Here is an 11,554-nt window from a genome sequence, read left to right on the forward strand (position 1 = left end):
CGCGCTAGATTCTGCGTTTTCATAAAAATTCGTGCGATTCGCAGAATCTAATGGATTTTTTCGCTAGATTCTGCGATTTTTCGCAATAATTTTTCCCACTTCTCCATCACCACCTCTTTGCTAAATCTCTCCCCCACAAGCCTTTTGGCTTCGCCTCCAAATGCAATGCGCTTAGATTCATCGCTCATTAGCGTGATTAAATGCTTTGCGTAAGTATCCAAGTCATTATCGCTCACCAAATAGCCACTTTTATTATGCGCGATAATATCGCTAGGTCCTGTGGCAATGTCAAAAGCAATGCAGGGCAAAGCGTAGCTACTCGCCTCCACTAGCACCATAGGGAAGCCCTCAAAGTGCGATGCCATTGCATAGATACTTGCTCCCAAATATTCGCGCTCGATTTCTTTGGTAAATGGCTTTAAGATTATAGAATCTTGCAAGTTTAGGGATTTGATTTTGGATTGTATCTCGCTTTTTAGGGGACCATCGCCTACGATTATAAGTCGCCATTTTTTATCGGCGAATCCTTTGTCTTGTGCCACAATATGCCAAATATCAATAAGTCGCAAAAAGCCTTTTTCGCTTGAAAATCGCCCTGCGCTTAGCACCACTTTTTGCGCAGAATCTGTGCTTTTTTGCGGGATTTGTGGTAGAAAGTTTGGGATTACAAAGACATTTTTATGATATTTTTGCCAGATAGAGAGTTCATTTTTGCTTAAAATGATAAGAAAGTCAAAGTTCTTAATCCGCTCATAATACTTCTCATCCACGCTAAATCCATTTTTGTGAAATGCGGTATGTGTAAGTTTCATATACGCCGTGTTTCGATTTTTTGCGATGGGGTAATAACTATGCCACGAATTATCGATAATGAAATCATAATTTTTTGTGCGGTTTTGCAACTTCGGGCGCAAAACTTTATCGCTCAGCGACCATAAGATTTCGCGTGTTTTGGGCATTCGTTTATTTTGTGCCAAAAATTTGATTTTATAAAAAAAGACTATGAGCTTTCGCAGAATCTTGCTTTCTTTTTTTGGTGGATAGTCGTTTATAAATTGGATTTTTATGGATTTGTGAAGTGGATAGGATGGATTTTTGTGTGAGCGATTTATGCTAAGGATTTCTATGTGATTCCCCCCCCCCCATTAATAAACGAATTTGCGAGATTGCTAACCACTCGCTCTGCTCCGCCTGTGATGGTGATATCATCTGCGATTAAGAGAATTTTCATATTTGCTCCATTTTTATAATTTGTAGAATCTGTGCTTTTTTTGTATTAGATTCTGCGAATTTTGTGCGAGTCACAGAATCTGGTGTATTTAATCTTCGATATCTAACTTAATGTTTTTATCGCTTTTTTTGGGGGCGGGTTTCACTGCGGGTTTTGACGCAGGTTTAACAGCTGGTTTCACTGCTGGTTTTGGCGCGGGTTTAACAGCAGGTTTTGGCGCGGGTTTAACAGCAGGTTTTACAACAGGTTTTGGTTCGACTTTTGGTTCAGGTTTGATTGGTTCAGGCTCAACTACCTCTGGTTCTTTCTCGCTAACCTTAATCATCGCCTTAAATTCATTTGCAATGTATTTATTTTTATACGCGCGATTGTAGTTGAGATACGGCGCAAAGTCCCCATTTCCCTGCGCTAGTGTGATTTCATAATTCTCACTTTTATCGCTCAAAAATGTGATTTTTTGTCGCCCTTCAAATGCGGTATTTGAGTTTTTGATGGTCAATTTCCCGCCTTCTTTTTGTGCCTCTGCGCGATTTTTACCCTCAACTTTATGTGAAATAAATCTATCGCGGATATAGAAATTATTTGGGTGCTGGGTGTTGATATACCAAAACTGCGATTCCGCCTCTGGCGTGCGTTGCAGGTATTTTGCAAGGATATTTTTATCGCAAGTTTTGCAGTATAGCGCGTATTTTGCAATCAAAAACGCAGAATCTTCCCCATTTATGTCGTCCGTTTGCAGTTTCCCGCGCACCAAAAGAACGCTTTCTGGATTTGACTTTTCGTCTAATTTATCATAAACCTCCAAATTATCATACACAAACTGCGTTTTGCCACTTTTTAAGCGGAGGTTGAAAATAAAGTCAAATAGCGTGATTTCGGTTGGTTCAAGCAGGTCGCCTTGCGTGATTTTGCGAGCATTTTGATAGCTATCAATAATCTTATTTATCCCAAAATACGCCTTTATGCTAGTGCCTTTATCGCTTGTGAAATCCCGCAAATACACGATGATTTTGGAGTTTAATCTATCGCTTGAAGTGCGCTTAAATTCTATCAATTTATCCGTTTGCAGTCCTAACTCGACACTGCCATAATTGCAGTTTTTATTTATATCAATCACCTTTCCATCGCTATCTAGCGCCTCGATATCGACTTTTAAGAGCGGATTGTGCTTGAAGTTTAATTTATCTTCGAGCTGCCCGTAATATGCGACTTTATTGCTCGTGCTTAAAATGTCCGTTTTCACACGGAAATTCGCGGGGATTATGCTGATTTCTTTTGTGATTTCTGCATTCGTGCAAGTGGGTTTTAGCGTGTCTGCCGAAGTGGCGCAATTTTTGTCGTTATTTGCGATGGCGAAGTTTAGTTTCAAATTCCCAAATGCTACGATTTTTGCGACAATATCCATCGAGGCATTTTGCAAATATCCGCCCTTAAAGCGCAATCTCAAATCACTTGGCGCGGAAATGCCCTCTCTTGCGTCACTTGCGCAGTATTCTTTTTGCGCAAAACTTACATTATCAAGTGTCAAATTTTGATTAAATCCGCTATCGATTTCGCCCTCCGCTGTGAGTGCCACGCCACTTTTGAAGTTGATTTTGACATTCCCTGCTTTGATTATCAAATCATTGTTTGCAAAACTATAATCCATATCGAATTTCGCTGGGGTGGCGATGATTTTATTTGTAGTTTTTTCCTGCTTTGCGCCTTTGCAGGTAATTTGCGTTGTGTCGCTTGAAGTGGGGAACTTCAAATCGATAATGCCGATGGTGTTTGTGGCACTTAAAGTAAATGATTTTTTAATATTTTTGCCGTAATGATTTTTCACTTCGCAAACTAGCGTCAAATCCTCATCGCTCACATTTAGCGCAAACACCTCATTTACCGCATTTTTCGATGACTTTTTGCTCCACACAACCTTATCGTAGGGCAACAGCTCATTATAAATGCACTGCAAATCCCCATAGCACGACTTTTTAAACTGCTCGTAGGCATTTTTTTCCACGAGCAAAAATTCATCATTGATATCCAAAAGTTCCTTTTTCGCGGGTTTTACAATGTCTAATTCCGCAGAATCTACGGCAGATTCTGCGTTTTGCTCGGATTTTTTAGATTCTGCGAGTTTTTCGCTATTGAATGTCGAAAGCAAATCTTGCAAATTTTCATCTAACTCCGCGTTTAACTCCGCAGCGATGGGCGATTGCTGCTCGTCAGTTTGCGCGATTTGCGAGTCTTGGGTAGATTCTGCGTTTTTGTCCGCAGAATCTGTCGCAGAATCTTGCGTAGATTCTGCGTTTTTCGCCAAAGTTTCGCTTTTCGCAGAATCTTTTGCAGATTTATTCGCAGAATCTTCCGCATTTTGGGCGATTTTCATTTCAGATTCTGCGTTTTGCGTTGCAGAATCTATCGCAGAATCTTTCGCAGAATCTAATGTATTTTCCTCCGCAGATTCTGCGTTTTTCGCAGAATCTAGGGCGATTTTTTTGGCATTTTCTGCTTCCAAATCCGCCAAATATTTTTCCACCACTTTTTTATCAAATGCTAATTTCGCAGGTTTGTCGCACACACCGCCATTTTGCCCCTTAATTTTGGCACTTGGAAATATGTCTTTTATCGCGCGATTGTCGCTTGAAATAATCTTTCCGCTTTCGATGAAAATGTCATAAGTGGGGATAATTTTCGCATTTGCAGAGGCGATTTTGAAACTTTTGCCATCAAATTTGCGATTATTAAAGGCAAGTAGATTTTCAAAGCATTCGCCTTCTTTCACGGAGCAAATCGCATTTTTATCGCTTGGTGCGTCAATTGAGGCATTTTTCACACGATAAAGTCGCTTTAAGATATAATTTTTATTTTTCAAATCAAGCGGATTTACCTCCGGTCCGCAAAAAACGCCACCATTAAAGTCGCTTAACTCGCTTCCATCCGGACTTAGCGCAATCACATCATCCACGCTTAATATTGTCTCCATTTCGCCACGCGCGGCAGGGGACTTTTGGTTAATCAAATCGATGAATTCCTTTTCATAAATCCCGCCATAAAATGTATTTAGAACAACATTTGAGTTGCCACCCTCAGGCATAATTAGCATATTTGCGTTAAGTGCCGCGCCTCGCTGTAAAATGACATTACTTTTCGCATTTGTCCCCTCAATCATCTCAACGATGAATTTTTTAGCATTTTTTGTATTAAATCTAATGCCACTATCCACGATAAAATCCCCTGCTACACGAAGCAAAACATTATCTTGTTTGATTGTAACAATGCGATTTTTTATAAGATTTTTGCCATTACTAATGGTAACTCCCTCAGTCCAAGCACCATTTTTATTCTCAACCATCGAGCAGTCAAGCACCTCATAGCGCACATCATCAATCTCAATGTCGCCTCCATTTATGCACGAATGATATTCGCTAAACTCGCTCCCATCGTCTTTTATAAACTTATGCTCCATCAAAGGCGGATTTTTGATATCAATCTCGCATTCATCTTGTTTGTCATCCTTAAAATCGCAAGTCCTAGCAAAAGCAAAAAGCAGTGTAAATCCCATCAGCAAGATACTTCTAAACATTTCTAAATCCCTTCAAATTTGAATTTCGCAAAAAATTTTATTAAATATCGTAAAAAGTTAAAATTGCATTAGATTCTGCGAAAAAAATGCGAATTATAATTTTTTAAGATTAGTTTTACTTTAAAATGCTAAAATTTCGCTTTCATTTTTACGAAAATTACAAAATTCAAGCGCATTTATCCTTAATTTAGTGGAGATTCGGTTCGAATCTTTATCAAAGAATGCGCTAGTTTAAACTAAATATCAAAAGGAGAAATTATGGTAACAATGAAAGATTTGCTTGAATGCGGTGTGCATTTTGGGCATCAAACGCGTAAATGGAATCCAAAGATGAAAAAATTCATCTTCTGCTCTCGCAAAAATATCCACATAATCGATTTGCAAAAGACTTTGCGATATTTTCGCTATGTTTATAGTGTCGTGCGTGAGGCAAGTGCGGAGGGCAAAAGTATAATGTTTGTCGGCACAAAAAAGCAAGCAAGTGAGACGATTCGCGAGTATGCAAATAGCGTGGGAATGCCTTATGTGGATTATCGGTGGCTTGGCGGAATGCTTACAAACTTTGGGACGATTAAAAAAAGCATTCGCCGTTTGGAGCTAATCGAAGAGATGGAATCTAGCGGACAAATCGAGCTTTTAACCAAAAAAGAAAAGCTAAGTTTGCTTCGCAAAAAAGAAAAATTAGAGCGATATTTGGGCGGTGTGCGCAATATGAAAAAGTTGCCCGATATGATTTTTATCATCGACATTGTGAGAGAACATATCGCAGTGGAGGAAGCTAGGACGCTTGGAATCAAAGTCATCGCGCCTTTGGATACAAACTGCGACCCTGATAAAGTGGATTATCCAATCCCGGGGAATGATGATGCGATTCGCTCAATACAGCTATTTTGCAAGGAAATCACAGAGGCGATAATCGAAGGGCGCGAAACAAACAAAAATGAAGCGATTAGCGCAGATTCGAGCGATTATAGCGACAAAAATGACGAAAATTTCGAGGAAATGATGAACAAAATGGAAGCTGAATCTGATGAGTCTAACGAATCAAGCGAGGTGCGCTAATGGAAATCTCAGCATCACTTGTAAAAAAACTGCGCGATATGACAGACGCAGGAATGATGGACTGCAAAAAGGCATTAGTCGAAGTCAAAGGCGACATTGAAAAAGCGGTGGAATATTTGCGCCAAAAAGGGCTATCCAAAGCCGCAAAAAAGGCAGATAGAGTGGCAGCCGAAGGCACAATCGCTTTGTTTGCCGAAAATGGACGCGCCATTATGGTAGAAATCAATAGCGAAACGGACTTTGTCGCAAAAAATGAAACTTTCAAAAATCTCTGCGCCAAAACGCTAGAACTAATCAACGCAAACAATATCAGCGACATAGATTCGCTAAACGCGCTAAAAGTCGATGGCGTCCCATTTGATGATTATCTCAAAGGTGAGATTGCAAAAATCGGCGAAAATATCGTGGTGCGCCGAATCGCGCTATTAGATTCGACGCCAAATACCATTGTAGGCGCGTATTTGCACTCAAATAGCCGAATCGGCACGATTGTCGCGCTAAAATTTAAAAATGCCGAATCTAAAAGCAAGCTAAAAGAATTAGTCAATAATCTTTGTATGCACGCAGCGGCGATGAAGCCAAAAATCATCAGTGGCGAGGGCTTTGATAGCGAATTTATCGCAAAAGAAAAAGCCGCGCTCATCGCTGAAATCAAAAAGGGCAATGAAGAGTTGCAAAGGCTTGGCAAAACGCTAAAAAATATCCCTGAATTTGTCAGCAAAAAAGAGCTAACGCCCTCCGTATTGAGCGCGAAAATCGAGGAATTTAAAGCAAAACTCCGCGAACAAAAAAAGCCCGAAAATATGCTTGATAAGATTGCAAGTGGAATGATTGAGCGATTTATCGCTGATAACACCTTGCTTGACCAGCGTTTGAGCTTTTTGGGGCAGTATTTTGTGATGGATGACAAAAAAAGCATTGAGAAAATTTTAGAGGAAAAAAGTGCCGAGCTTGGCGATAAAATAGAGATTGTAGAATATGTGCGATTCGAGCTAGGCGAGGGCATTGAAAAAGTGGCAGGGGATTTTGCCAAAGAAGTTGCAGAGCAGATGAAATAGATTTGGGCTTTTGAGTGCGTAAAAAAAGCGCGAATCTTTTGCAAATCCATCGAATCTAAACAGCAAATTTTATAAAAAGGCGAATGATGGGCGAAGTTTTACTAAAAGCGCGAAATGTGGGACATAGCTTTGAATCGCAACTTTATGACAGCGTAAATCTCACAATGGAATCCGCCAAAACTATCGCCATTTTGGGCGTTAGTGGCTCTGGCAAATCTACACTAATCAACAATCTCTCATCATTTTTAAAGCCAAAAAATGGAAGCGTTTTTATCGGCGGGAGCGACATTTACGCGCTTAAAGATAGCGAAATTTTGCGTCTGCGCCGAAATGTCATTGGCATAATTTTTCAATTTCACTATCTTTTTCGCGGGTTTAGCGCGCTTGAAAACCTGCAAGTGGCGTCAATTTTGGCAAATCAAACGATTGACAAAAATTTGCTTGAATCCTTTGGTATAGCGCACATTTTAAAGCAACAAATAGGCGAACTTAGTGGCGGACAGCAGCAACGGCTTTCAATCGCGCGTGTGCTTACCAAAAAGCCACGCATAATCTTTGCCGATGAGCCCACAGGCAATTTGGACGCGGAGACTACGGCGCGGGTAATGGAAGTCGTTTTTGGCTATGTGAAGTCGCAGGGCGCGACAATGATTGTGGCGACACATAATTTGGAGTTGGCGAAAATGTGCGATAAAATCTTTGAGCTAAAAAATTGCGCACTAGTTGAGAGCGCAATCTAGAATATTTCGTCATTGCGAGATTCGGCAACGCCGAATCGAAGCAATCTAATTTGTAGATTCTGCGATTTTTGTGATAGATTCTGCGATTCGCAGAATCTATCACATTATTTTATCATTCTCGCACGAAGCGAAAATATCTCAAAATTTCAAATACTTTTAAGAATTTTTTAATTTGATTCAAACTAAAATGCGGATTTTATTTTGAAATTTTCAAACAAAAAGGCATATTTTGAAACGCAATGATTTTATAAATCGCAGAATCTCACTTTTAGAAAAAACTCTATTGGGGGGGGGGATTTACCCTTTATCTAACTGATTTTTTATCTTTTTTATCTCACAAAACTCACAAATTAAATCTTAAAAACTTATTTCGTTTTGTCTGTGCTAGATTCTGCGATTCGCAGAATCTAGTGCAGAATCTCGCAATTATAAATAAAACCCACCCCCTAGCCCCCTCCGCAAGGGAGGGGGATTTTCTCACTTCTCACACCACTCACAAAGGAATCCAAATGATTACTTAAATCTATAATTTCGCGCACAAGATTTGTGCGCGGATTCAAGTCGGCGGTTAGGTTTTTTTAAAGCGATTCGCCCACATAAGGGGCAAAAATTCAACAAAAAGGACAAAAAATGGCAAAAATGAAAAGTTTGAGTAAATATTTAGGTAGATTGCGCGTTTTTAAGCAAATCGATTCTATTCGCAGGGCAGTAGAAACAACACAACCGCATTTTGATGAAACACTACGACAGATTCACTGCCTAATTAGCGATATGCGTAAAGAGCAGATTTTTTCTATGCCAAAGTTTGCGGACAAAAAGCGACTTGAACCATTTGGATTTAAGGTATATAGCCAAAATGAAGAGGACGGAATGATTGCGGAGATTTTCAATCGAATCGGCACAACAAATCGCTTTTTTATCGAGTTTGGCGTCCAAGATGGATTAGAGTGCAACACGCATTATTTGCTTTTTCAAGGCTGGGAGGGCGTGTATATGGAGGGCAGTGCGGAGTTTTGTGATAAGATTCGCGAGAATTTCCGCGCCCCGCTTGAATCTGGCAAATTAACGCTACTAAATAGCTTTATTACAGCAGAAAATATAAACGAGCTAATCGCGCAAACAAGGGCAAAAGAGCTAGTTGAGATTGATTTGCTAAGCATTGATATTGACGGCAATGATTATCACATATTTAATGCGATAAATGTTATCAAACCGCGCGTAATTGTGATAGAGATTAACGCGAAATTCCCGCCACCTTGCGAATATGTGATGCCTTATAATGCTTCTTGGTGTTGGGATTCGACCGATTTGCACGGCGCATCTTTGGAATCGCTTACCAAACTTGCGCACAAAAAGGGCTACAAACTTGTAGCTACGGATTTAAAGGGCGTAAATGCGTTTTTTGTCCGAGAGGATTTATGTGGGGATAAATTTGTGTCAGATAATAGCGCGAAAAATCTCTACAATCCGTGGCGAATGCTAACTAGCACCACAGGGCATATTAGCAAGTATTTTTTAGAAAATGGGGCAAAGTAAGATTTATTGACATTTAAGATTTGCGGATTTTTTTGTGCGAATCTTGTAGTTTTGATTTGCTATGTGAATCTCGCAATGACGGAGGCGTTTCGTTTTTGGATTGCTTCGGCGAATCTATGATTCGCCTCGCAATGATGCCACAGGGTGAAATTTATCGTCATTGCGAGGCGCGTGAATTTTTGTAGATTCGCGCTAAAACTTCGTCATTGCGAGGCTTTAAAAAAGCCGAAGCAATCTATTTCAGCGACTATTGAATCAAATGTGAATCTCGGACTTTATGCGAATCTGTGGTTTAGATTCTAAAATGATTTATTGATTCATTTTTTGGGTCATTGATTTTCTTTGCCTTTTAGATTCGCGTGATTTGGATTGCTTCGGCGAATCTACGATTCGCCTTGCAATGACGGGAGAATAGATTCGTAGTGCAAAATTTATGCTATTTTTAGCAGAATCTAGCAAAAAATCGTATAATTTCACATCGTAGAATCTAAATTCTGCATTGCGCGAAAAAAATAACAGAAGGGATTGCGGTGAAAATTTGGATAAAGAAACTTCGGCTTCGCCTTGTTTTGCCAAATCTGCGAAAGACGCACCAAAAAAGCGAATTGAAAAAAGCCAAACAATGCAAAGCGAGTTTAATTAAATGGAATTATTGAGTTACCTAAGCGATGGCAATGTCGCAAACTTTTTGCTTCTCATCTTGCGATTCAGCGGTATTGTCGCGTTTTTCCCATTTTTTGATTCGCGACTAATCCCCATCAGTGTGAAAGGCGCGATGATTTTCTTTTTGGCACTTGTTTTTTACCCGCTATTGCCACCATTTGACACAAACATAACGATTTTGGAGTTTATCGTAGCAGGGCTAAGTGAGCTGCTTTTTGGCTTTATTGCGGCGTTTTTTTTGCAAGTGGTGTTTAATGCAATCGCGTATGCAGGGGAGCTTTTGGGGTTTAGCATTGGTATGAGCGTGGGGAGCGCGTATGACCCTGTGAGTGGGGCGCAAAATCTCATCATCGCGCAGGTTTTGAGTTTGGTTGCGATTATGGTGTTTTTGGCGTTAGATTTTCATCATATCGTTTTTTCGCTCATCGCAAATAGCCTAACTGCCACGCATTTGGGCGGTTTTGCGCTAAGTGAAAATATGCCTTTGTATGTGTTAAAGGCGGCTGGTGGGATTTTTGTGATTGGATTTACCATTGCGTTCCCTGTGGTGGGGATTATTTTATTAAGCGAAATTATTTTTGGTATGATTACGCGCACTCACCCGCAGTTCAACTTGCTGGTGGTGGGGCTTCCGCTAAAAGTGGGCGTTGCCTTTGTGGTGCTGATAATCGCGCTCCCTGCGATGATGTTTCATTTTAGAGAAGAAATTTTGGTGGCATTTAAGATTGTGGCAAGATTTATGGGACTTTAAAATGCGATTCATAGCACGAATCAAAAAAATTTCACAACCATTTCACAAATCTTTGCAAATATTTCATCGCCAAAAATAAAATTTAAAAGGAGAAAAGATGAAAAAATTGGCATTAGGTGCGCTTCTATGCGCAAGTGGGCTGTTTGCTGGCGGTATGGATTTGGATGGGCTAATCACAGGCATCGACAATCAAAACAAAACCATTACGATTAACGGCGTGTTGGTGCAGGTTTTGCCACAGACAAAGATTAAGTTAGATGACTGCGGGATTTTTGGGACGGATTTGGCTGGCAAATTCGTGGATTTGAAGCAAGGCGCGTTTGTTGAAGCCGAAGTTTTCCCAAATATGGCAAGTGTCGCAGGGCAATACGCTACGCAAAATGCGGGGAGCGCGGGTGCGCCCGTGTATATTGCCGAAGAAATCGAGCTAAAATGCACTAATAATCCCGCGTATTAAATCACAAATCGCAGAATCTGTTTAATAAAAAAGCAGATTCTGCGAATCGAATTTTTTTCAAGTCATTCTTTCAACCCATTTTTTTTAGTTTGCATTTGCTACAATCCGCATTTTTATCATCAAGGGAACTAAATATGGAAAAATATAAATTAGCGTGGTGTGAAATGTGCCAAATCGTGCGAAATTTTGTAAATTCGCAGAATCTCACAAATGCCTTAATTTATGGCATTTTGCTTTATATAATCGCGCTTTTTGCCCTGCTTCGCGGGGATATTTATTATGCAGATGATTTTCAGCACAGCATTAGCGATGAAAGCAATGCAGGCGTGTTTAGTCGCTTTTTGATACCCTTTATGTTGAGCGAAGTGGCGACTTTTGGCAAAGGCACACTTGATTTGTCCCCGCTACCGCAGATTTTTGGCGTTTGCTTTGTGGTGGCATCATCGATGATTTTGCTATATCTTATTCGTGGCAAGTTTGATTTTATC

Annotated in this window: 15 protein-coding genes; 11 read left to right on the top strand and 4 right to left on the bottom strand. The window is 40.1% G+C overall.

Features of this window, described 5'->3' with window-relative positions; translation table 11 throughout:
• Positions 1–47 precede the first annotated feature (47 nt).
• Positions 48–959: a glycosyltransferase gene (locus tag ACWIUE_RS11735; protein ID WP_454136972.1), complete on the bottom strand. Its 912-nt coding sequence runs from the start codon at positions 957–959 to the stop codon at positions 48–50.
• A 9-nt stretch (positions 960–968) separates the two neighbouring features.
• On the opposite strand from ACWIUE_RS11735, the gene ACWIUE_RS11740 reads away from it, so the two are divergent.
• Positions 969–1,103: a hypothetical protein gene (locus ACWIUE_RS11740; RefSeq protein WP_454136973.1), complete on the top strand. Its 135-nt coding sequence runs from the start codon at positions 969–971 to the stop codon at positions 1,101–1,103.
• A gap of 216 nt (positions 1,104–1,319) precedes the next feature.
• On the opposite strand, the gene ACWIUE_RS11745 is transcribed toward ACWIUE_RS11740, so the two are convergent.
• Positions 1,320–4,799, bottom strand: a complete 3,480-nt coding sequence (locus ACWIUE_RS11745) for a hypothetical protein (RefSeq protein WP_454136974.1) — start codon at positions 4,797–4,799, stop codon at positions 1,320–1,322.
• Between the two features lie 258 nt (positions 4,800–5,057).
• On the opposite strand from ACWIUE_RS11745, the gene rpsB reads away from it, so the two are divergent.
• The 4 genes from rpsB to ACWIUE_RS11765 all read left to right on the top strand — a co-directional run bounded on the left by rpsB (position 5,058) and on the right by ACWIUE_RS11765 (position 7,830).
• Complete coding sequence (rpsB, locus tag ACWIUE_RS11750; protein ID WP_454136975.1) at positions 5,058–5,861, top strand: 30S ribosomal protein S2; 804 nt, start codon at positions 5,058–5,060, stop codon at positions 5,859–5,861.
• Positions 5,861–6,919 (top strand): translation elongation factor Ts, encoded by a 1,059-nt coding sequence (gene tsf, locus ACWIUE_RS11755; protein ID WP_454136976.1) that lies wholly within the window; start codon positions 5,861–5,863, stop codon positions 6,917–6,919. The genes rpsB and tsf overlap by 1 nt, the downstream gene beginning before the upstream one ends.
• Positions 6,920–7,005: 86 nt before the next feature.
• Positions 7,006–7,659 carry an ABC transporter ATP-binding protein gene (locus tag ACWIUE_RS11760; RefSeq protein ID WP_454136977.1) on the top strand — a complete coding sequence of 218 codons (654 nt, stop codon included), beginning with the start codon at positions 7,006–7,008 and terminating at the stop codon, positions 7,657–7,659.
• Between the two features lie 12 nt (positions 7,660–7,671).
• Complete coding sequence (locus ACWIUE_RS11765) at positions 7,672–7,830, top strand: hypothetical protein (protein ID WP_454136978.1); 159 nt, start codon at positions 7,672–7,674, stop codon at positions 7,828–7,830.
• 172 nt (positions 7,831–8,002) lie between these two features.
• Here ACWIUE_RS11765 and ACWIUE_RS11770 read toward each other — a convergent pair whose 3' ends face one another.
• Positions 8,003–8,140 carry a hypothetical protein gene (locus ACWIUE_RS11770; protein ID WP_454136979.1) on the bottom strand — a complete coding sequence of 46 codons (138 nt, stop codon included), beginning with the start codon at positions 8,138–8,140 and terminating at the stop codon, positions 8,003–8,005.
• A gap of 149 nt (positions 8,141–8,289) precedes the next feature.
• Here ACWIUE_RS11770 and ACWIUE_RS11775 point away from each other — a divergent pair, with 149 nt between their 5' ends.
• Genes ACWIUE_RS11775 through ACWIUE_RS11785 form a run of 3 tightly spaced genes read left to right on the top strand, consistent with a single transcriptional unit; the run spans position 8,290 to position 9,498 of the window.
• A complete protein-coding gene (locus ACWIUE_RS11775; protein ID WP_454136980.1) occupies positions 8,290–9,195 on the top strand; it encodes a hypothetical protein in 906 nt (301 codons plus the stop codon).
• A 32-nt stretch (positions 9,196–9,227) separates the two neighbouring features.
• The gene (locus tag ACWIUE_RS11780) at positions 9,228–9,380 is read left to right on the top strand and encodes a hypothetical protein (protein WP_454136981.1); all 153 of its coding nucleotides are present in this window, start codon (positions 9,228–9,230) and stop codon (positions 9,378–9,380) included.
• Positions 9,367–9,498: a hypothetical protein gene (locus ACWIUE_RS11785; protein WP_454136982.1), complete on the top strand. Its 132-nt coding sequence runs from the start codon at positions 9,367–9,369 to the stop codon at positions 9,496–9,498. Before ACWIUE_RS11780 ends, ACWIUE_RS11785 begins: the two co-directional genes overlap by 14 nt.
• Positions 9,499–9,504: 6 nt before the next feature.
• On the opposite strand, the gene ACWIUE_RS11790 is transcribed toward ACWIUE_RS11785, so the two are convergent.
• On the bottom strand, positions 9,505–9,771 hold the full coding sequence (locus ACWIUE_RS11790; RefSeq protein WP_454136983.1) for a hypothetical protein: 267 nt from the start codon (positions 9,769–9,771) through the stop codon (positions 9,505–9,507).
• 67 nt (positions 9,772–9,838) lie between these two features.
• Here ACWIUE_RS11790 and fliR point away from each other — a divergent pair, with 67 nt between their 5' ends.
• The 3 genes from fliR to ACWIUE_RS11805 form a co-directional block, all read left to right on the top strand.
• Positions 9,839–10,609 (top strand): flagellar biosynthetic protein FliR, encoded by a 771-nt coding sequence (gene fliR, locus ACWIUE_RS11795; protein WP_454136984.1) that lies wholly within the window; start codon positions 9,839–9,841, stop codon positions 10,607–10,609.
• A gap of 97 nt (positions 10,610–10,706) precedes the next feature.
• Positions 10,707–11,066, top strand: coding sequence for a DUF5666 domain-containing protein (locus ACWIUE_RS11800; protein ID WP_454136985.1), 360 nt, complete (start codon positions 10,707–10,709; stop codon positions 11,064–11,066).
• 134 nt (positions 11,067–11,200) lie between these two features.
• A partial coding sequence (locus ACWIUE_RS11805) for a hypothetical protein (protein WP_454136986.1) occupies positions 11,201–11,554 on the top strand: 354 nt, incomplete at its 3' end.

The organism is Helicobacter sp. 23-1045 (assembly GCF_053654655.1).

What these genes read in the sequence shown, in the direction of transcription:
- ACWIUE_RS11745 (WP_454136974.1), bottom strand. Translation starts at nt 4,799, where the DNA reads ATGTTTAGAAGTATCTTGCTGATGGGATTTACACTGCTTTTTGCTTTT.
- ACWIUE_RS11735 (WP_454136972.1), bottom strand. Translation starts at nt 959, where the DNA reads ATGCCCAAAACACGCGAAATCTTATGGTCGCTGAGCGATAAAGTTTTG.
- fliR (WP_454136984.1), top strand. Translation starts at nt 9,839, where the DNA reads ATGGAATTATTGAGTTACCTAAGCGATGGCAATGTCGCAAACTTTTTG.
- ACWIUE_RS11800 (WP_454136985.1), top strand. Translation starts at nt 10,707, where the DNA reads ATGAAAAAATTGGCATTAGGTGCGCTTCTATGCGCAAGTGGGCTGTTT.
- ACWIUE_RS11775 (WP_454136980.1), top strand. Translation starts at nt 8,290, where the DNA reads ATGGCAAAAATGAAAAGTTTGAGTAAATATTTAGGTAGATTGCGCGTT.
- ACWIUE_RS11760 (WP_454136977.1), top strand. Translation starts at nt 7,006, where the DNA reads ATGGGCGAAGTTTTACTAAAAGCGCGAAATGTGGGACATAGCTTTGAA.
- tsf (WP_454136976.1), top strand. Translation starts at nt 5,861, where the DNA reads ATGGAAATCTCAGCATCACTTGTAAAAAAACTGCGCGATATGACAGAC.
- rpsB (WP_454136975.1), top strand. Translation starts at nt 5,058, where the DNA reads ATGGTAACAATGAAAGATTTGCTTGAATGCGGTGTGCATTTTGGGCAT.